22 protein-coding genes are annotated in these 19,599 nt (G+C 70.2%); 2 read left to right on the plus strand and 20 right to left on the minus strand.

Going from position 1 to position 19,599, the window contains the following annotated elements; translation table 11 throughout:
* The first annotated feature begins 10 nt into the window (after window positions 1-10).
* Window positions 11-589, plus strand: coding sequence for a cob(I)yrinic acid a,c-diamide adenosyltransferase (locus ACFPFQ_RS10400; protein WP_379617282.1), 579 nt, complete (start codon window positions 11-13; stop codon window positions 587-589).
* 210 nt (window positions 590-799) lie between these two features.
* On the opposite strand, the gene ACFPFQ_RS10405 is transcribed toward ACFPFQ_RS10400, so the two are convergent.
* The 14 genes from ACFPFQ_RS10405 to ACFPFQ_RS10470 all read right to left on the minus strand — a co-directional run bounded on the left by ACFPFQ_RS10405 (window position 800) and on the right by ACFPFQ_RS10470 (window position 11,952).
* Window positions 800-1,264: a DUF2550 domain-containing protein gene (locus ACFPFQ_RS10405; RefSeq protein WP_379617283.1), complete on the minus strand. Its 465-nt coding sequence runs from the start codon at window positions 1,262-1,264 to the stop codon at window positions 800-802.
* Window positions 1,265-1,275: 11 nt separating this feature from the next.
* Window positions 1,276-1,650, minus strand: a complete 375-nt coding sequence (locus ACFPFQ_RS10410; RefSeq protein ID WP_379617285.1) for a F0F1 ATP synthase subunit epsilon — start codon at window positions 1,648-1,650, stop codon at window positions 1,276-1,278.
* A gap of 12 nt (window positions 1,651-1,662) precedes the next feature.
* On the minus strand, window positions 1,663-3,102 hold the full coding sequence (gene atpD, locus ACFPFQ_RS10415; protein ID WP_379617287.1) for a F0F1 ATP synthase subunit beta: 1,440 nt from the start codon (window positions 3,100-3,102) through the stop codon (window positions 1,663-1,665).
* Between the two features lie 3 nt (window positions 3,103-3,105).
* Complete coding sequence (locus ACFPFQ_RS10420) at window positions 3,106-4,077, minus strand: F0F1 ATP synthase subunit gamma (protein WP_379617289.1); 972 nt, start codon at window positions 4,075-4,077, stop codon at window positions 3,106-3,108.
* A 12-nt stretch (window positions 4,078-4,089) separates the two neighbouring features.
* A complete protein-coding gene (atpA, locus tag ACFPFQ_RS10425; protein WP_379617291.1) occupies window positions 4,090-5,739 on the minus strand; it encodes a F0F1 ATP synthase subunit alpha in 1,650 nt (549 codons plus the stop codon).
* Between the two features lie 80 nt (window positions 5,740-5,819).
* The gene (locus ACFPFQ_RS10430) at window positions 5,820-6,650 is read right to left on the minus strand and encodes a F0F1 ATP synthase subunit delta (RefSeq protein ID WP_379617293.1); all 831 of its coding nucleotides are present in this window, start codon (window positions 6,648-6,650) and stop codon (window positions 5,820-5,822) included.
* Entirely contained in the window at window positions 6,650-7,171 is a 522-nt protein-coding gene (atpF, locus tag ACFPFQ_RS10435; RefSeq protein ID WP_379617295.1) for a F0F1 ATP synthase subunit B, read from the minus strand. Before atpF ends, ACFPFQ_RS10430 begins: the two co-directional genes overlap by 1 nt.
* A complete protein-coding gene (locus ACFPFQ_RS10440; RefSeq protein WP_379617297.1) occupies window positions 7,171-7,710 on the minus strand; it encodes a F0F1 ATP synthase subunit B in 540 nt (179 codons plus the stop codon). The genes atpF and ACFPFQ_RS10440 overlap by 1 nt, the downstream gene beginning before the upstream one ends.
* The gene (gene atpE, locus ACFPFQ_RS10445; RefSeq protein ID WP_379617299.1) at window positions 7,710-8,009 is read right to left on the minus strand and encodes an ATP synthase F0 subunit C; all 300 of its coding nucleotides are present in this window, start codon (window positions 8,007-8,009) and stop codon (window positions 7,710-7,712) included. The genes ACFPFQ_RS10440 and atpE overlap by 1 nt, the downstream gene beginning before the upstream one ends.
* A gap of 83 nt (window positions 8,010-8,092) precedes the next feature.
* Window positions 8,093-8,845: a F0F1 ATP synthase subunit A gene (gene atpB / locus ACFPFQ_RS10450; protein ID WP_379617301.1), complete on the minus strand. Its 753-nt coding sequence runs from the start codon at window positions 8,843-8,845 to the stop codon at window positions 8,093-8,095.
* On the minus strand, window positions 8,842-9,240 hold the full coding sequence (locus ACFPFQ_RS10455; RefSeq protein ID WP_379617303.1) for a hypothetical protein: 399 nt from the start codon (window positions 9,238-9,240) through the stop codon (window positions 8,842-8,844). Before ACFPFQ_RS10455 ends, atpB begins: the two co-directional genes overlap by 4 nt.
* A 16-nt stretch (window positions 9,241-9,256) precedes the next feature.
* Window positions 9,257-9,457, minus strand: coding sequence for an AtpZ/AtpI family protein (locus tag ACFPFQ_RS10460; protein WP_379617305.1), 201 nt, complete (start codon window positions 9,455-9,457; stop codon window positions 9,257-9,259).
* 258 nt (window positions 9,458-9,715) lie between these two features.
* Entirely contained in the window at window positions 9,716-10,873 is a 1,158-nt protein-coding gene (locus ACFPFQ_RS10465; protein ID WP_379617307.1) for a glycosyltransferase family 4 protein, read from the minus strand.
* Between the two features lie 143 nt (window positions 10,874-11,016).
* Window positions 11,017-11,952, minus strand: a complete 936-nt coding sequence (locus ACFPFQ_RS10470) for an NAD-dependent epimerase/dehydratase family protein (protein WP_379617309.1) — start codon at window positions 11,950-11,952, stop codon at window positions 11,017-11,019.
* Between the two features lie 63 nt (window positions 11,953-12,015).
* Here ACFPFQ_RS10470 and ACFPFQ_RS10475 point away from each other — a divergent pair, with 63 nt between their 5' ends.
* Window positions 12,016-12,714, plus strand: a complete 699-nt coding sequence (locus tag ACFPFQ_RS10475; protein ID WP_379617311.1) for a TetR/AcrR family transcriptional regulator — start codon at window positions 12,016-12,018, stop codon at window positions 12,712-12,714.
* Window positions 12,715-12,811: 97 nt separating this feature from the next.
* Here ACFPFQ_RS10475 and ACFPFQ_RS10480 read toward each other — a convergent pair whose 3' ends face one another.
* The 6 genes from ACFPFQ_RS10480 to thrB all read right to left on the minus strand — a co-directional run bounded on the left by ACFPFQ_RS10480 (window position 12,812) and on the right by thrB (window position 19,599).
* Complete coding sequence (locus ACFPFQ_RS10480) at window positions 12,812-13,459, minus strand: L-threonylcarbamoyladenylate synthase (RefSeq protein ID WP_379617313.1); 648 nt, start codon at window positions 13,457-13,459, stop codon at window positions 12,812-12,814.
* Window positions 13,460-13,479: 20 nt separating this feature from the next.
* Window positions 13,480-14,352: a peptide chain release factor N(5)-glutamine methyltransferase gene (gene prmC, locus ACFPFQ_RS10485; RefSeq protein ID WP_379617315.1), complete on the minus strand. Its 873-nt coding sequence runs from the start codon at window positions 14,350-14,352 to the stop codon at window positions 13,480-13,482.
* Window positions 14,353-14,377: 25 nt separating this feature from the next.
* Window positions 14,378-15,442: a peptide chain release factor 1 gene (gene prfA / locus ACFPFQ_RS10490; protein WP_379617317.1), complete on the minus strand. Its 1,065-nt coding sequence runs from the start codon at window positions 15,440-15,442 to the stop codon at window positions 14,378-14,380.
* A gap of 71 nt (window positions 15,443-15,513) precedes the next feature.
* Window positions 15,514-15,729: a 50S ribosomal protein L31 gene (rpmE, locus tag ACFPFQ_RS10495; RefSeq protein WP_379617319.1), complete on the minus strand. Its 216-nt coding sequence runs from the start codon at window positions 15,727-15,729 to the stop codon at window positions 15,514-15,516.
* Between the two features lie 131 nt (window positions 15,730-15,860).
* Window positions 15,861-18,326: a transcription termination factor Rho gene (gene rho, locus ACFPFQ_RS10500; protein ID WP_379617321.1), complete on the minus strand. Its 2,466-nt coding sequence runs from the start codon at window positions 18,324-18,326 to the stop codon at window positions 15,861-15,863.
* 334 nt (window positions 18,327-18,660) lie between these two features.
* Window positions 18,661-19,599: a homoserine kinase gene (gene thrB / locus ACFPFQ_RS10505; RefSeq protein ID WP_379617323.1), complete on the minus strand. Its 939-nt coding sequence runs from the start codon at window positions 19,597-19,599 to the stop codon at window positions 18,661-18,663.

Consider the following 19,599-nt stretch of genomic DNA (forward strand, 5'->3'; position numbering starts at 1 on the left):
GCTGAGCACCATGGCCGTGCACCTGACCAGGATCTACACGAAGACCGGCGACGACGGCACCACCGCGCTCGGAGACTTCAGCCGCGTCCCCAAGACCGACGTGCGGCTGGCGGCCTACGCCGACACCGACGAGTGCAACGCGGCGCTGGGCGTGGCCGTCACGGTGGGCGGGCTGGCCCCGGAGCTGTTGGGGCCGCTGCGCCAGATCCAGAACGACCTGTTCGACGTCGGCGCCGACCTGTGCGCGCCGATCGTCGAGAACCCGCCCTATCCCCCGCTGCGCGTCACGGAGGACTACGTGACGCGGCTGGAGGGCTGGTGCGACGAGTTCAACGAGGGGCTGCCGAAGCTCGACTCGTTCATCCTGCCCGGCGGCACCCCGGGCGGGGCGTACCTGCACGTGGCCCGCACCGTCACGCGGCGGGCGGAGCGGTCGGTCTGGGCGCTGCTCGAGACCGATCCCGAGCGCACCAACCCGCTCACGGCGAAGTACCTCAACCGCCTCTCGGACCTGCTGTTCATCCTGGGCCGCGTCGCCAACCCCGACGGCGACGTCCTCTGGCAGCCCGGCGGCCCGTCAACATCCTGACCGCAACTCGCGGTGCATTCCATCGCAACTCGCGGTGCATTCCGTCGCAACCCGCGGTGCGTTCTACCGCAACTCGCCGGCAGGAAGGCGTGCCGACGCCGGCGAGTTGCGACGAACAGGCCCGCGAGTTGCGACGAACAGGCCCGCGAGTTGCGACGGAACGGCCCGCGAGTTGCGGTGAACCGGCCCGCGAGTTGCGGTGGATTCGGTTCAGCTGGCCTGGCGGTAGCCGGTGGTGCGGCCGGGGGGCGCCGCCTCCAGCCAGGACAGGAAGCCCGTGAGGACGCCCAGGGTCATCGCGACCTCCAGGTCCAGGCCGTGTGCCCGGCAGTGCAGGACGGACGCGCCGGGCGGGAGCGCGTAGGTCTCCGCGGGCGCGGGCTCCCGACGGTCGACGATCTCGAGGTCCATCCGGTCGATGACGACGCTCGCCCCGGGCCGGAACGACGTGAGCCGGTGCCAGGCGAACTCCTCGCCCCGGTACCGGCCCACCCCGAAGTGCCACCCGGCAGCGGCGTCGCGCGAGCCGAACCGGGAAACGCCAGAGGGGCGGCGGCGCAGACAGACGTCCACACCACCGCCCCTCATGAGGCGTACTCGCCGGAAGGCGAGGTATCCCAGGCAGAGACAGGCGCCGAGCAGCAGGATGCTGACGACGACCGCCGTTGCCCCCACTGCGGCTCCAGCTACTCCGCCGCGCCGGCGGCTTTCAGCCGTGCTTGCGCACGGGCTGCGGCGGCTACGCCGGCGGGCTCGGACTCGTCTGCCCGGTCCAACGCGGTACGGGCCCGGGCGACGTCGATCTCGTCGGCGAGCTCCGCGTACTCCGCGAGCACGGTGACGGCCTCCGGCGTGACCGAGAGGAAGCCGCCGTGCACCGCCAGCGAGGTGGACGTGCCGTCCGTGCTGTCGATGCGGAGCACGCCCGCCTCTTCCAGCTGCGCGAGCGTGGCCTCGTGTCCCGGCAGGATGCCGATCTCACCCACCGTGGTGCGCGCGAAGACGAAAGTGGCCTTGCCCGACCAGATCTTCCGCTCGACGGCGACCAGCTCGACTGTCATCTCTGCCAAGGATCAGCCCTCGAGCTTCTTGCGGTTCTTCTCGAGGTCGTCGAGCCCGCCGCAGAGGAAGAACGCCTGCTCCGGCACGTCGTCGAACTCGCCCTTGGCGATCTTGTCGAACGACTCGATGGTCTCCTTGAGCGGGACCGTCGAGCCCTTCTGGTTGGTGAACTGCTCGGCGACCAGCAGGTTCTGCGAGAGGAAGCGCTCGATGCGTCGCGCGCGACCCACGAGCTGGCGGTCCTCCTCGGAGAGCTCGTCGATACCGAGGATGGCGATGATGTCCTGCAGGTCGGCGTACTTCTGCAGGATCCGCTTGACCTCGTTGGCCACCCGGAAGTGCTCTTCGCCCACGTACTGCGGGGCCAGGATCCGGGAGGTCGACGTCAGCGGGTCGACCGCCGGGTAGATGCCCTTCTGCGAGATCGGCCGGGAGAGCTCCGTGGTCGCATCCAGGTGGGCGAACGTGGTGGCGGGCGCCGGGTCGGTGTAGTCGTCGGCCGGCACGTAGATCGCCTGCATCGACGTGATCGAGCGGCCACGCGTGGAGGTGATGCGCTCCTGCAGCTCGCCCATCTCGTCGGCCAGCGTGGGCTGGTAACCCACGGCCGACGGCATGCGGCCCAGCAGCGTGGAGACCTCGGAACCGGCCTGGGTGAACCGGAAGATGTTGTCGATGAACAGCAGCACGTCCTGGTTCTGGACGTCGCGGAAGTACTCCGCCATCGTCAGCGCCGAGAGCGCGACGCGCATACGCGTGCCGGGCGGCTCGTCCATCTGGCCGAAGACGAGCGCGGTGTCGTTGATGACGCCGGACTCGGTCATCTCCGTGATGAGGTCGTTGCCCTCACGGGTGCGCTCGCCGACACCGGCGAACACCGAGGTGCCACCGAAGTTCTTGGCGACACGGGTGATCATCTCCTGGATGAGCACCGTCTTGCCGACACCGGCACCACCGAACAGGCCGATCTTGCCGCCGGTGACGTACGGGGTGAGCAGGTCGATGACCTTGATGCCCGTCTCGAGCATCTCGGTGCGGCCCTCGAGCTGGTCGAACGCCGGCGCCTTGCGGTGGATGCCCCACAGCTCGCCGGTGATCTCCAGGTCGGGCTTGTCCAGGCAGGCGCCGAGCGCGTTGAACACGTGGCCCTTGACCTGGTCGCCGACCGGCACCGAGATCGGGCGGCCGAGGTCGGTGACCTCGGCGCCGCGGACCAGGCCGTCGGTGGGCTGCATCGAGATCGTGCGGACCAGGTTGTCGCCGAGGTGCTGGGCGATCTCCAGGGTCAGCGTCTTCGCGAGGTCGGCGAACGTGACCTCGACGGTGAGGGCGTTGTAGAGCTCCGGCACCTGGTTGCGCGGGAACTCCACGTCGACGACCGGGCCGGTGACCCGGACTACCCGGCCAACCCTGGTCTGAGTAGTGGTATCAGTCACATCGGTGGCGGCCATCTTCTAGTTCTCACTTCCTGCGCTCACGAGAGCGTCGGCGCCACCGACGATCTCACTGATCTCCTGGGTGATCTGGGCCTGACGGGCCTGGTTGCTCTCCAGGGTCAGGGTACGGATCAATTCGTTGGCGTTGTCGGTGGCGGCCTTCATGGCCCGCTGCCGGTTCGCCGACTCCGATGCGGCCGACTCGAGCAGCGCCGCGAACAGCCGCGCACCGATGTACTTCGGCAGCAGCGCGTCGAACAGCGTGTCGGGGTCGGGCTCGAAGGCGTAGAGCGGCTTGATCTCGGTGGGCCCGTCGGTGGCGGGGGCCGCATCCTCGGTGTACTCGACCTCCATGGGCGCCATCCGCCGCGCCTGCGGCGTCTGGGTGACCATGTTCTTGAACTGCGTGTAGACGAGATGCAGCTCGTCGACGGCCACGACGTCCTCGGCCGGAGCACCGGTCGTGTCGGCGGCCTCCTCGGTGTCGCGGCCACCCGCACCAGCCATGAACGCGGCCACGAGTACGCGCGCTGCCTCGGCGGCGTCGCTGTACTCGGGCTGCTCCGAGAAGCCGGTCCAGGAGGCGGCCACCTTGCGCTTGCGGAACCGGTAGTAGTTCACGCCCTTGCGCCCGATGACGTAGAGCACCGGCTCCTTGCCCTGCTCCCGCAGCAGCGAGAAGAGCTGCTCCGCTTCCTTCAGCACGCCGGCGTTGTAGCCACCGGCCTGGCCACGGTCGCTGGTGACGACCAGCACGGCGGCCCGCTTCGGGTCCTCCCGCTCGACGAGCAGCGGGTGGTCCAGCGCGGAGTTGCTCGCCAGCTCGGTGAGCACCGCGGTCATCTGCTCGGCGTAGGGCTTGGCCGCCTCGACCCGGGCCCTCGCCTTGACGATGCGTGAGGTCGCGATGAGCTCCATCGCGCGCGTGATCTTCTTGATGGACTGCGTCGACTTGATCCGTCGCCGCAGGACGCGAATCTGTGCCGCCATCCCGTTACCCGATCAGCTCTTGGCCGGAGCCGGCTTGTTGACCTTGACGGTCTCCTGGTCGACCTCGTCCTCGTCGAGCGCCTTCGCCTCGGCCTCCTTCGGGACGACCGAGGAACCGTCGAAAGCGGTGAACTGCTTCTTGAAGTCGGTGGTGATGTCCTCGAGGCGCGCGACGTTCTCCTCCGACAGCTTGCCGGTGTCGCGGATCTCGGCGAGCGCGCCCTCGTGGTTGCGGCGCACGTTGTCGAGGTACTCGGTCTCGAAGCGGCGGATGTCGGCGACCGGCACCGAGTCGAGCTTGCCGGTGGTGCCGAGCCAGAGCGAGACGACCTGCTCCTCGACGGCCTGCGGCTGGTACTGCGCCTGCTTGAGCAGCTCGACCAGCCGGCTACCGCGACCCAGCGCCGCGGCCGAGGCCGCGTCGAGGTCGGAACCGAAGGCGGCGAACGCCTCCAGCTCGCGGTACTGCGAAAGGTCGAGTCGCAGCGAGCCGGAGACCTGGCGCATCGCCCGCACCTGGGCGGAACCACCGACGCGGGAGACCGAGATGCCGACGTTGATGGCGGGCCGGACACCCTGGTTGAACAGGTCCGACTCGAGGAAGACCTGGCCGTCGGTGATCGAGATGACGTTGGTCGGGATGTACGCCGAGACGTCGTTGGCCTTGGTCTCGATGATCGGCAGGCCGGTCATCGAACCCGCGCCGAGCTCGTCGGAGAGCTTGGCACAACGCTCGAGCAGCCGGGAGTGCAAGTAGAAGACGTCGCCGGGGTAGGCCTCGCGGCCCGGCGGGCGGCGCAGCAGCAGCGAGATGGCGCGGTAGGCCTCGGCCTGCTTGGACAGGTCGTCGAACACGATGAGCACGTGGTTGCCCGCGTACATCCAGTGCTGGCCCAGTGCCGAGCCGGTGTAGGGCGCGAGCCACTTGAAGCCGGCCGGGTCGGAGGCGGGGGCCGCGACGATGGTGGTGTACTCCAGCGCGCCCGCGTCCTCCAGCGACTGCCGGACACCGGCGATCGTGGAGCCCTTCTGGCCGACGGCGACGTAGATGCAGCGGACCTGCTTCTTCGGGTCGCCGCTCGCCCAGTTGGCCTTCTGGTTGATGATCGTGTCGACGCAGACGGCCGTCTTGCCCGTCTTGCGGTCACCGATGATCAGCTGGCGCTGGCCGCGCCCGATCGGCGTCATGGCGTCGATGGCCTTGATGCCGGTCTGCAGCGACTCGGACACGCTCTGGCGCTCGACCACCGAGGCGGCCTGCAGCTCGAGGACGCGCTGCGTCTCGGCCTCGATGTCGCCCAGACCGTCGATCGGCGCGCCCAGGGGGTCGATGACCCGGCCCAGGAATTTGTCGCCGACCGGCACCGAGAGGATGTTGCCGGTGCGCTTGACCTGCTGGCCCTGCTCGATCCCGCCGTACGGGCCGAGGATGACCGCGCCGATCTCGCGCTGGTCGAGGTTGAGCGCCACGCCGAGGACGCCGCCGGAGAACTCCAGCAGCTCGTTGGTCATGACGGAGGGCAGGCCCTCAACGTGGGCGATGCCGTCGCCGGTGTCGGAGACGATGCCCACCTCCTCGCGGGAGGTCTCGGTCTCCAGCGACGAGACGTAGCTGGAGATCGCACTCCGGATCTCCTCCGGGGAGATCGTCAGCTCTGCCATGACTGTCGTCCTGTCCTTCACTGTCGCAAGTCTTCGGTCATCGTTCGGGGTGCCGGGCCGCCTGCAGCCCAGCGGCGAGGTCAGCTCGGAAGCCGCCTGCGTGCCGCGGCCAGCTTGCCCGCGATGCTGCCGTCGATCAGCTCTCCGCCCACCCGGACGACGAGCCCGCCGAGCAGATCGGGATCCAGCTCCACCTGCAGCGAGATCGCGCGGCCGTAGATCCGGCTCAGCGAGTCGGCGAGCCGCTGCTCCTGCTCCGCGGTGAGCCGCACCGGGGTGCTGACGTGGGCGACGAACCGGTCGCGGCGCGCCGATGCGAGCTCCGAGAGCTCCTCGGCGGCCAGGTCGATGCTGCGACCGCGCGGGGTGCGCACGGTCTGCCCCAGCAGCGCCTTGGTGACCGGAGTCACCTTCGTGCCGAGCACGGTGTCGAGCAGTTGCACCCGCTCACCGGCGGGGGTGGATCCGTCGCTGAGCAGCGAGTTGAGCTGCGGCTCACGGTCGAGGATGCGACCGAACCGGAAGAGCTCGTCCTCGACCTCCTCCAGCGCGCCGTTCTTCTCGGCGACGGCGAGCGTGGCTTGGCGCGCCAGCGACTCGAGCGCCGCGACGAGGTCACTCGACTGGGACCAGCGGGCAGCGACGAGCTCCGACACGACGTCGAGGGCCCCGCGGCTGATCTTGCCGTTGAGCAGCTGGTCGGCCAGGCCGGACCGGGCAGCTCCCGCGACGGCCGGATCGCTCAGGCTGCGCCGCAGGGGGATCTCGGTGAGCAGCAGGCGCAGCACGCCGAACAGGTCGTCGCCGATGCGCTCCAGCTCGGTGGCCGACGCGCCGTCGATGATCGCGTCCAGGCGGGTCTGAGCCTCGGCCAGCGCCTCGCGGCTGGCGGGCTGCAGCAAGAGCGCCATCAGTTCGTCCCTCCGGCCACGGCTGCCGGCCGGGCGTTGCCTGTCATCTGCTCGAGCTGGCCGAGGAACGAGTCGACGGTGGCGCCGCGGCGTGCATCGCTGGACAGCGACTCGGTGACGACACGCTCGGCGAGATCCATCGACTGCGTGCCGAGCTCGGCCCGCAGCACGCGGACGGCCTGGTCACGCTGCGCAGCGAGCTGCTCCTCGCCCCGGGCCTTGATCCGCTCGACCTCGAGCCGGGCCTGCTCCTTGAGCTCCTCGCCGATGCGCGTGGCGTCGGCGCGGGCGTCGTCGCGGATGCGGGCCGCCTCGGCACGGGCCTCGTCCAGCGCGGAAGCGAGCCGCTGCTGCGCTTCAGCGAGCTTCTGCGCAGCCTCCTCGCTGGCGTCGACCTGCTGCTGAACGACCTCCTGGCGGTCCTTCACCATCTTGGTGACCAACGGCAGGACATAGCGGACGATCACCCAGATCATGATCGCGAACGCGATCACACTGGAGATCCATTCGCCGAGGTCCATCAGCGCGCCCCTTCTGCGGTCTGCTTCTGCTCGAGTTCCGCGAGGAACCGGTCGACCGTGGAGCGGTGGTCGCCGTCGGACGGCAGCGGCGAGCCGAGGATCCGGCCCGCGAGATCGGTGGAGAGGCCACCGATCTCGGCACGCAGGGCGCTGACGGCCTGGGCCCGCTGGGCGGCCAACTGCTCCTCGCCCTGCGCGTGGATGCGCGCGACCTCGCGGTCGGTTTCGGCACGCATCTCGTCGCGGATGCGCTGCGCGTCGGCACGGGCCTCATCGCGGATGGCCGCAGCTTCGGTACGGGCCTCGACCATCGCCTTCTCGTACCGCTCTTCGGCTTCCTTGAGCCGGCGAGCGGACTCCTCGCGATCCTCGGCCTGCTTGCGCACCATGTCCTGGCGGTCCTGCATCGCCTTCGACAGCGGCGGCACGATCCACTTGGTGAAGATGAGCACCACGATGAGGAAGAGAATGATCTCGACGAAGATCGTGCCGTTGGGGAGCAGGAAGATCTGCTCCGCCGCCAGCGTCGAGGTGGTCATCAGCTGAGAACAGTGTTGCCGGTCACGAACACGAACAGCAGCATGAAGGCCAGGTTGATGAAGTACATGCCCTCACAGAGGCCGATGATCAGGAACATCGTGGTGTTGAGGCGGCCGGCCGCCTCCGGCTGACGCGCTACACCCTGGATCATCGACGCGCCGACGAGACCGTCACCGACGGCCGCACCGAGTGCACCGGCTCCGATCGCGATACCGCCACCGACGACCGCGAGGCCGAGCAGCGTGGCCTTGGCGCCCTGGTCGGCAGCAGCCTGGGCCAGGATCATGGTTGAACTCATGACTCTCCTCGATCTTTCTCGTGCCGTGCGATCCGACGCCCGACACACATCATGTGATTGGGGGGGAGCAGAACCCGCGCCGGCTAGTGCGCCGCAGCGTCCTCTTCGCTGCCCACGGTGCTACCGAAGTAGATGATCGTGAGCAGGGTGAAGATCAGGGCCTGGATGACCCCGACGAACATGTCGAACAGTTTCCACACGGCCGTCGGCGCCCACGAGATGTAGACCGGCAGCAGACCGATGATCGCGACCAGCAGACCGCCCGCGAAGATGTTGCCCCACAGCCGCAGTGCCAGCGACACGGGCCGCGAGATGTAGTTCGTGATGAACTCCAGCGGCGCCATGGCGGCGTAGGGCTGCGCCAGGTGGCCGAAGTACTTCTTGACCCCGTTGGCGCGGATGCCCGCCACGTTGACCCAGATGATCACGAACAGCATCATCGGGTAGACGAGGTTCACGTCTGCGGTGGGTGCCGGGATGTAGTGCTCCCACGGGAAGATGGCGAGCCAGTTGCAGGTGAGGATGAAGGCGAACAGGGCCACGGACAGCGCGACGACGCCACGCGGGGCGCGCACCCCCATGCCGTCCTTGACCTGACCCTGCACCCAGCTGGTGAGCGCCTCGAAGGCGACCTGCAGTCCGGTGGGGCGGCCCTTGGTGGCGCCACGTGCCATGTAGAGGCCCAACCCGCACACGATGGCCATCGCGATGATCGTCGAGATGATCGTGTCGATGTTGAACGTCATGCCGAACAGCTCTGCCGTGGCGTGGTGGCCGGGCTGGATCGCCGATCCGGCGCCTTCGCCTTCTTCCGCGGCGAGGAGGACGATGCTCATCTCTGTCGGATCTCCTTGATCAACGGCAGCATGGAACTCGCGACGGCGAGGAACTGGAAGATGGCGAGGCCGGCAGCCACCGTGATACCCCACGGGCGGAAGAGGAACGCACACCCGAGCGCGACGATCGTGATGACGCCCAGCCGGAAGAGCACCGAGCCGGCGAAACGGCCCTTCGACGGGCTGGTGGCGGCGAAGTTGGCCACCGCACGCATCACGAGCCCGTTGTTGAATATCCCGAGCGCGAGGCCGACGCAACCGAAGAGGGCGTACAGGCCGTAGCCCATCGGGACCAACACCGCGAGGGCGACGACCGCGACCACAACGGCGGCGATCGCCGTGCGGCGGAACGTGGCCCGCGTGACGGGCGGCGTGTAAGGCGTCCCCATCAGCACGTCGTCTTCAGCTCCTTCACTGGAATCTCTTGAACATCTTGTAGAAGTAGAGGCAGGCAACCACGATGCCGAGTGCGATGCCGACGAGCGCGAAGATCGGGAAGCTCCCGGCCAGCAGATCGACGAGCCATCCGAGTCCGTAGCCGACCACCAGGCACAGGGCGAGAGTCAGCCCCAGCGACAGGAGATCGCCGAGCTCCGGACCATCGGCTGCCACTGAACTGGCTCAGCCGGCTCGCAGGCGATGGCGTGCCCGGTTCTGAGCGTTCAAGAGCAACTCCTCGCCTCGGCGTTGAAGGGCTTGTCCCGAGCATCCCGGCAGGGCCAAGCTGTGAAGACAGGGCAGGTCGATCATCCGGCCGGTGCAGCGACGCTATCACAGCGCCGCGGCCCCCCTCTGCCTGCCCTGACCTGCGATAAGCCGGTGTCAGCCTGGTCACTTTGCGTAGGTGGTCCGGTTTCGATGATGGAAGATTCAGGTGCCTTTACGCTCCGCGTCGCGATGCCTCATCCAAGGCACCGCAGAGGCCAGCACGGCCAGCACGAGCCCGATGCCGACCGCGACCAGAACGATCGTCGGATCGTCGATGAGCGAGAGTGCCACGGCGCCGAACGCCAGCACCCCGGCCCACAGGTAGATCAACAGGACCGCACGCCGCTGGCTGTGCCCGATCTCCAGCAACCGGTGGTGCAGGTGCATCTTGTCGGGCGAGAACGGGCTGAGTCCCTTGCGCGTGCGCCGCACCACCGCCATCAGCAGGTCGAGCACCGGGATGAACACGACCGCGGCCAGCACGATCAGCGGCGCGAACAGCGCCAGCGTGTCGGTGCCGGCATTGCCGCTGGGGCTGGAGTTGAAGAACAGCTTGCCCGACTCGCTCGTGGCCGACGCCGCGAGCAGCAGCCCGATCAGCATCGACCCGGAGTCGCCCATGAAGATCTGGGCCGGGTTGAAGTTGTGCGGCAGGAACCCGATGCAGGCCCCCGCGAGCAGTGCCGCGATCAGCGCCGGCGTGTAGGCCGACGGGTCGTTGCCCACCCGGAAGACCAGTCCCAGCGCGAACAGCCCCGTGGCACCCGCGGTGATCATGCCGATGCCGGCGGCGAGCCCGTCGAGCCCGTCGACGAAGTTCATGGCGTTGACGAGCGCGACCACCAGCAGGACGGTGAGCAGGATGCCCTGCTCGGGCCCGAGGCTCAGCACCGACCCGCCGCCCCACGGCACGTAGATCGCCGACCACTGGATCCCGGCGATGATCAGCACCCCGGCCGCGGTGATCTGGCCGGCGAACTTGGTGAGCGCGTCGAGCTCGTAGCGGTCGTCGAGCGCCCCGACGATCGAGAGCAGGATCGCGGCGGCGCCGACCCCGAGCATCTCCGTGGAGTAGTCGAAGGCCAGGCGCAACGCGGGGAGCTGGTAGGCCATCCCGATCCCGCCGAGCACGCCGCCGAGCATCGCCAGGCCGCCCCAGCGCGGGGTCGGCGTGGTGTGCACGTCGCGCCCGCGGGGCCACGCGACGGCGCCGAGCTTGAGCGCGAGCACCCGCACGGGGCCGACGAGCAGGAACGTGATCACCGCGGACGTCAGCCCGGCGAGCAGGTACTCCTTGATCGGCAGTACCAGTGTGGGCACGGCGTCAGGCTCTCTCGGTCGGCGGCCCGGGCCGGCGGGTCGTCATCACGCTGAGTGAGATCCGACACCTGCCGACCGGCGTTGCGACGAGGTCGCGCAACCGTGTCATCACGTACGCGACGCTACCGGTGCCCCTCCCACGGTCAGGCCGCGGCCCGTTGGCGGCTGCGCCACCACGCGACAGTGGCTGCCAGACCGTCGTCCAACGGCGTCGGGGCCAGCCCGAAGGTGGCCTGCGCCGCGCTCGAGTCCAGCACGAACGGATCGGTGAACTGGTAGCGGACCTCGGCCATCTCGCGCAGCAGCGGCACGAACAGCCCACCCATGCGCACGACGATCGGGGGCAGCACCTGGACACCGGGATCGGGCACCCCGGCGATCGCGGCAATCCGCGCAGCGACGGCAGCCGCCGAGACGGCGCGATCGGTGGGGACGTGCCACGGCCGGCCCCAGGCCCGCTCGTCGGTCGCGAGCGTGATGAGGGTGGTGGCGACGTCGTCGACGTAGGTCCACGAGTGCGGAACGGCCGGGTCCCCCTGTACCAGTTGGGGTCTGCGGCCGGCGAGCACGCGCGGCACGAACCGGTCGCCGAGGTGGCTGATGACGGCCGGGCCGTAGAAGTCCGACGCCCTGGCCTCGGCGGCGCGGATCCGGCCGGTGTCGTGCGCGGCCTTCGCCGCGCGCCACATCGCCGCCCGGACCCGCCCCTTGGTGCCCGTCGCGGCGAGCGGGGTGTCCTCCGTCATCGGCGCGTCGACGGGTCCGTAACCGTAGAGGTTGCTCAACGTCACCAGCACGGCACCGGAGCGCTCCGCGGCGCCGAGCAGCGCGTTCGCGATCGGGGGCCAGTCGGTGACCCAGCGGTGGTAGGGCGGGTTGACGCAGTTGTGGATCGCGGAAGCGCCTGCAGCGAGCGCCGCCATCCGATCGGCGTCGGACGCGTCGGCGGCCACCCGTTCGGCACCATCGGGCCCGGTGCCGCTGCGGGTGACGACGCGCACGTCGTCGCCCTGCTCGAGGAGTTTGCGCGCCACGACCGAGCCGATGGCCCCGGATCCGACGATGAGGTGCAGTGTCATACCGACACCATAGAGCACTGCTCTCGTATTGTTCCACTGCTCTTTTCGAGATACGATCCGACGATGTCAGCTGCCGGAACCCGGGCGCGGGTACGCGCCGAGCTCACGCGCGAGATCGCCGAGGTCGCCCGCAAGCACCTCGCGTCCGATGGTGCGGCGGCGCTGTCGCTGCGCGCCGTGGCCCGCGAGATGGGCATGGCGTCCTCGGCGGTGTACCGGTACTTCCCGAGCCGCGACGACCTGCTGACCGCCCTGATCGTCGACGCCTACGACGCCATCGGGGCCGCCGCGGAGGACGCCGAGGCGGCCGAGCCCCGGGACCATCTCCGCGCCCGCTGGCAGGCCGCCTGCCGGGCCGCGCGGGCGTGGGCGGTGGCCCATCCGCACGAGTACGCGCTGGTCTACGGCTCGCCGGTGCCCGGATACGTCGCCCCGGAGACCACCATCGGCCCCGCCGGACGCGTCGGGCTGCTGTTCTCGCGGATCATCGCCGATGCGATCGCGGCCGGCGCCGTCGACCCGGAGAGCGAGCCGACCGGTGCCGATGCGGCACTGACCTCGGACATCACCGCGACCATGGGGCTCGGCGAGCGGAGCGCGTCGTCCTCGCTCGCCGCGCGCGGGATCTTCGCCTGGTCCGCGGTGTTCGGAATGATCAACTTCGAGCTCTTCGGCCACACCAACAACATCGTGGCCGACGACGAGCGGTTCTTCCTCGATGCCACGGATCGGTTGGCCGGGATGCTGGGGCTGCCGGCATAGCGGCTGAGGAGCCGGTACCTCGTTGCAGGAAAGCCACTTTCCCGCAACGACGTTGCGGGAAAGTGGCTTTCCTGCAACCGGGTACGGCGAGTGCGCGCTACGCCGTCAGCACCGCGCGGCCCAGCACCTCCGCCACCGCCGCCGAGGTCACGGCACCCTCGCGCAGCACGCGGGGGTCGTCGCCGGTGAGGTCGATGATCGTGGAGGGCACGGGCTCGCCGGAGCGGCCACCGTCGAGGTAGACGCCGACCTTGTCGCCCAGCTGCTGCTCGGCCTCCGCCGCGGTGACGGCGGGCGGCGAGCCGGAGATGTTGGCGCTCGACACCGCCATCGGGCCGACGTCGCGCAGCAGTTCCAGCGCGACGGGGTGCAGCGGCATGCGCAGCATCACCGTGCCGCGGGTGGAGCCCAGGTCCCAGGCCAGCGACGGGGCGTGCGGCAGCACGAGCGACACCGCGCCCGGCCAGAACGCCTCGATCAGGTCGCGCGCGGACTTCGGTACGCCCAGCACGAGCCCGTCGATCGTGGACCAGGAGCCGACGAGCACCGGCACCGGCATGTCCGGGCCGCGGTTCTTCGCGGCGAGCAGCGAACGCACCGCCTCTGCGGAGAACGCGTCGCAGCCGAGGCCGTACACGGTGTCGGTGGGCAGTACCACCAGCCGGCCGGCGCGCACGGCACGCGCCGCGGCGGCGAGACCGTCGGCGCGGGCGTCGGGATCAGCACAGTCGTAGGTCGGGGCCACGGCCGGTAACCCTACGACCGCTACTGCGGGGCGACGCGCCGGGCCGTCGCGAACCGGGGACGGCCGGTGAGATCCGGGTGCTCCTCGACGTCGGTGAGGACCTTGCGACGGCGCAGCAGCGCCGGCACCGACTCGCCGTGGGTGTCGTCGTGCTCGATGCCGAGCCGGCCGCCGTAGCGCAGCAGCGCCGCCGACGACGTGATCACCGCGCGGATGATCTCCAGGCCGTCCGGGCCGCCGAACACGGCGCCGGGCGGATCCCACTCGGTGACCTCCGGGGGCAGCTCGACACCGTCGGGGACGTACGGCGGGTTGCACAGCACGAGGTCGACCTTGGACTCGAGCTCGATGAGGAGGTCGGGCCAGCGGACGTCGGCGACGTGCAGCGTGATCGGCGTACCACCGGCCGCGACGTGGTCGGACACGTTGCGCGCCGCCCACGACATCGCGCCGGTGTCGGCCTCGACGGCGTGCACGACGGCGTCCGGCCGGCTGGCGGCGACGCCGAGCGCGATGGCGCCGGATCCGGTGCACAGGTCCACCACCAGCGGCGATGGCACGTCCGCAATGGCCTTGAGGCCCCATTCCAGCAGCAGCTCGGTCTCCGGGCGGGGAGTGAACACGCCCGGCCCGACCGCGACCTCGACCGGTCCGAGCACGGCGGTGCCGAGCAGGTGCTGCAACGGTTCGCGCGCCGCGCGCCGCACGACGAGCCTGCGCAGCGCCTCCACCACGGGCGGATCGACCAGCGGGTGCATCATCAGCTTGCCGCGCGGCACCCCGACGACGTGCGCCGCGAGTATCTCCGCATCGACCCGCGGCGATGCCACCCCGCAGGCCGCCAGCATCCGCTCGGCCTCCGCGATGACCAGCCGCAACGGCTGACGGCTCACGGCTGGTACCGGACGGGCGCGGGCGTCACGAGCCGACCGCCTCCGCGCGATCGGCCGCGGCCAGTGCGGCGAGGACGTCACCGAGGTCGCCGTCGAGGACGGCCGACAGGTTGTGCGCCTTGAACCCGACGCGGTGATCGGAGATGCGGTTCTCCGGGAAGTTGTACGTGCGGATGCGCTCGGAACGGTCGACGGTGCGCACCTGCGAGCGGCGCTCGGCCGAGGCCTCCGCGGCCAGCTCGGCCTCGTGCAGCGCCTGCAACCGCGACCGCAGCACCTCCATCGCCCGCGCGCGGTTCTGCAGCTGCGAGCGCTCGTTCTGGCAGCTCACGACGATGCCGGTGGGCAGGTGCGTGATGCGCACGGCCGAGTCGGTGGTGTTGACGCTCTGCCCGCCGTGGCCCGAGGAGCGGAACACGTCGACGCGCAGGTCCTTCTCGTCGATCTCGACATCCGCGTCTTCCCCGGTGTCCGGGTAGACGAGCACCCCGGCGGCGGAGGTGTGGATGCGCCCCTGCGACTCGGTGACCGGCACGCGCTGGACGCGGTGCACACCACCCTCGAACTTCAGGGCCGACCAGACCCCGTCCGGCTCCGGGGTACGAGCCCGCAGGACCATCGTGATGTCCTTGTAGCCGCCCAGATCCGACGGGTTGGCGTCGAGGATCTCGGTCTTCCAGCCGCGGCGTTCGGCGTAGCGCACGTACATGCGCACGAGGTCGCCCGCGAACAGCGCGGACTCCTCGCCGCCCTCCCCCGACTTGATCTCCATGACGACGTCGTCGCCGTCGTGGGGATCCCGCGGGCGCATCAGCTCGGCCAGCCGCGTCTCCAGCGCCGGGAGCCGGGCGGCCAGCTCGTCGGCCTCGGCCGCGAAGGTGTGGTCCTCGGAGGCCAGCTCGCGAGCCGCGGCCTCGTCGTCGCGGACGGACGCGAGCTCGCGCGCCGCCCCGACGACCTGGCCGAGCTCCGCGTAGCGCCTGCCGAGCTTGCGGGCGTTGCCCGCGTCGGCGTGCACGGAGGGATCGGCGAGGGCGCGTTCCAGCTCCGCGTACTCCATCAGCAACGCCTCGACGCTGGGTGCAGCCACTGCTCGCCTCCCTTCCACGATCCGGACATGCGGACGGCGCCCACCAATCATGGTGGGCGCCGTCGACGAAGCTACTTGGCGGTGCGCTTGCCGTAGCGCGCCTCGAAGCGCGCCACCCGGCCGCCGGCGTCGAGGATCTTCTGCTTGCCGGTGTAGAACGGGTGGCAGGCCGAGCAGACCTCGACGTTGATCGAGCCGCTGGCCTTGGTGCTGTGGGTGGTGAACTGGTTCCCACAACCACAGGTGACCTGGGTCTCGACGTACTGGGGGTGAATACCTGATCGCACGGTGGTTCCTCTCGAAGTGGCGCCGGGTCCCCGTCGTTGCGTTGGGGTGAACCGGAGCCGGAGCGTGACGTTGTATTGAACCACCTGCGCCGCCCGGAGATTCCCCCGGGCGGCGCAGATGAAGGAAACGACTAGTCCTCGGTGCCCGGGGTGTTCTTCGCCACCTGCATCAGGAACTCGATGTTGGTGCGCGTCTTGCGGAGCTGCGTGAGCAGCAGGTCGATGGCCGACTGGTCGTCGAGGCCCGAGAGCACCCGGCGCAGCTTGACCATGATCGCGTGCTCGTCGGGCGAGAGCAGCAGCTCGTCCTTGCGGGTGCTGGAGTCGCCGACGTCGATGGCCGGGAACACCCGCTTGTCGGCGATCTTGCGATCGAGCTTGAGCTCCGCGTTGCCGGTGCCCTTGAACTCCTCGAAGATCACCGTGTCCATCGTGGAACCGGTCTCGACCAGCGCCGTGGCGAAGATGGTGAGCGAGCCACCGTCCTCGATGTTGCGCGCGGCGCCGAGGAACCGCTTCGGCGGGTAGAGCGCCGTGGAGTCGACACCACCGGACAGGATCCGGCCCGACGCGGGCGCGGCCAGGTTGTAGGCCCGGCCCAGCCGCGTGATGTTGTCGAGCAGCACGACCACGTCGTGGCCCATCTCGACCAGGCGCTTGGCCCGCTCGATCGACAGCTCCGCGACCGTGATGTGGTCCGACGGCGGCCGGTCGAAGGTGGAGGCGATGACCTCGCCCTTCACCGACCGCTGCATGTCGGTGACCTCTTCGGGCCGCTCGTCGACGAGTACGACCATCAGGTGGCACTCGGGGTTGTTCGTGGTGATCGCGTTGGCGATCGCCTGCATGATCATGGTCTTGCCCGCCTTCGGCGGGGACACGATCAGCGCGCGCTGGCCCTTGCCGACCGGCATGACCAGGTCGATCACGCGGGTGGTGAGCTTGCTCGGCTCGGTCTCCAGGCGCAGGCGCTCGTTCGGGTAGAGCGGCGTCAGCTTGGTGAACTCCGGCCGGTTGCGGGAGTCCTCCGGGTCCTGGCCGTTGAGCGTGTCGACGCGCACCAGCGGGTTGAACTTCTGGCGCGACTGCTCACCGTCACGGGCCTCGCGGACCGCACCGGTGATCGCGTCACCACGGCGCAGGCCGTACTTGCGGACCATCGACAGCGACACGTAGACGTCGGTGGGCCCGGCGAGGTAACCGGTGGTACGCACGAACGCGTAGTTGTCGAGGATGTCGACGATGCCGGCGACGGGGAGCAGGACGTCGTCGTCGCGCACCTCGGTGTCGACGTTGCCCTGACCGCCGCTGCCCTGACCCCCTGCGGGGCGGTCGTTGCGGTCCCGGCCGCGGCGGCGGTCGCGGAACCGGCGGCCGCGACGGCCACGGCCGTCACCGTCGTCGTCCCCGTCGTCGTCGGGCCGGTTGTCGCGCGGGCCGCGGTTGTCGCCGCCGCTGCGGTTGTCGTTGCGGTCGTTGCGGTTGTCGCCGCCGCCCCGGTTGTTCTCATTGCGGTTGTCGCCGCGGTTGTTCTCGGTGCGGTTGTCGCTGCGATTGTCACCACGACCATTGCCACGGTTGTCCCCGCGGTTGTCGTCGCCCCGGTTGTTCTCGCCCCGGTTGTTCTCGGTGCGGGTGTTCTCGGTGCGGGTGTTCTCCGTGCGCGTGTTCTCCGTGCGCGTGTTCTCGGCGCGGGCGTTGTTGTCGCCCCGGCCGTTCTCGCCCCGGTTGTCGTTGCGGTTGTCACCGCGGTTGTCGTTGCGGCTGCGCCGACCATCGCCGCGCTGGCCGCGGTCGGTGTCATCGCCGATCGTGACCGCGGCGTCGGCGGCCGGAGCGGCCACCTCGGTGGCGGCGTCGGCTGCGGGAGCGACGGACTCGCTCTGCTCACCCCGGCCTCGGCGCTGCCGGGCGCGGCGGCTGCCGCCCTCCGGACGATCCGCCTGCTCACCGTCGGTTGCGGCGTCTGCGGGTGTTGCAACCTCGGGGGACGCGGCAACCTCAGCGGGCACTGCGACGGGTTCGGCCGTTGCGGGCTCCGCGACCGGCGCAGCGGGTGCTGCAGCCTCGGCGGAGACGGGGGCATCGGCGGGCGCGGCTCCGTTGGTGGCAGGTGCACCGGCCGTGGTGGACGGCGCCTGCGTGGCAGCGGGCTGCGGGTCCGGGGCGCCTGCGGGGCGCGACGCGGTGCGGCGACGGCGCGGCGGGGCGGTGGCCTCCGCGGCCGGTGCCGCTACCGAGGGAGCCTCGGCGGCGGACGTTTCCGCAGGTGCCGGGGTCACGGGCGCGGGGGCGTCCGTGGCAGGAGCGGCGGCCACGGGAGCAGCAGCTGCGCGCGACGAGGCGCGGGACGTGGCCCGCGGCGCGACCGCCGCAGCGGCGTCGTCGCCGAGGGACAGCTGCGCAGCAGCGGGAGCGCCGCCGGCCTGCTTCTCCTTGATGGCGGCGATCAGATCGCCCTTGCGCATTCCTGTGGTGCCGGAGATGTTCAGCTCCCCGGCGAGCTGGCGGAGCTCCGCCAGCACCATTCCGGTGAGGCCACCGCGCTTACGGGGCGCGGATGCGGCCTCGGTGCTGACGAGATCGGTCTCGCTCAACGATTGTCCTTCCTGACCTACCGGGCGTCGCCCGGGTCAGCGGATTCACACACTCGTCATCGGCGGTATGCCGGATGACATGTCGATCAACGGGTCGCGGGAACAGCGGCCGCACCGACTGGCGGGGCGACGATCACTGCGACGGTTCGCGGAAGAGGCCGCTCGGTCCGATACCGGATCTGGAGGCGCGTGAAGCGCCACATGACCTCGGATTTATCGAGCCCGGCTCGAGTGGCCACGCAGATGACGCGTGGATCGCCGTTGCAGGTGCGAGGGTAGCCCGTTCCCACTGGTCGCGGCAACAACCCCCCCACCGTGACACGCCGAGGAACGGCTATCCGACCTCGACCCGCGCCCCTACCGCGTCGACGGGCAACTCCATGGCGGTGAAACCGCCGATGTCGATCCCGTCGGGCACCACGCCGTCCGACGTCAGCGCGAGCACGGTGGGACCGGCACCGGAGATGGTGGCCGGCACCCCACGTGCTCGCAGCGAATCCACCAGCAGAGCCGACTCCGGATAGGCCGGACGCCGGTAGGGCTGGTGCAGGCGATCCTCGGTGGCCGGAAGCAGGAGCTCGGGGCGCTGGGTGAAGGCCAGTACCGCGAGCGCGGTGCGACTGCCGGTGAAGGCTGCATCGGAGAGCGGGACGCGCTCGGGAAGAAGCCCGCGCGTGGTCGCCGTCAGCGACTCGGTGCCCGCGACGAACACCAGCGGGCGGATGCCCGGATGAACGTCGAGCCGTACAGCGTGGAAGCGGCCCGCGGTATTCCCGGACGACGGGAGCTCGCGGTCCGGCGCCGTCGAATCGGTCTCCCATGCGACGACGAAACCGCCGAACAGGCTGGCGGCAGCGTTGTCGGCATGACCCTCCATACCCGCCGTGACCTGCAACAACGTATCCCGTTCCAGCTCCGGATCGCGGCCGGCGAGCACGATCGCCGCCACCGCGCCCGCGACGGCGGCCGCCGCCGAGCTGCCCAGGCCGCGCGAGTGCGGGATGGCGTTGTGGCACCGCAGGCGCAGCCCCGCCGGGGCATCGCCCACGGCGTCGAACGCCACGCGCATCGCGCGCACGACGAGGTGCGACTCGTCGCACGGCACGCGGCCCGCGCCCTCGCCGAGCATCTCCACCGTGACGCCGGGGGTGTCGGAGGCCGACACCTCCACGTCGTCGTAGAGGCCGAGCGCGAGACCGAGCGAGTCGAATCCGGGGCCGAGGTTGGCCGACGAGGCCGGCACCTGGACGCGCACTTCCCGAGGCCTTCCCAT

The sequence above is a fragment of the Pseudonocardia sp. GCM10023141 genome (assembly GCF_042653605.1).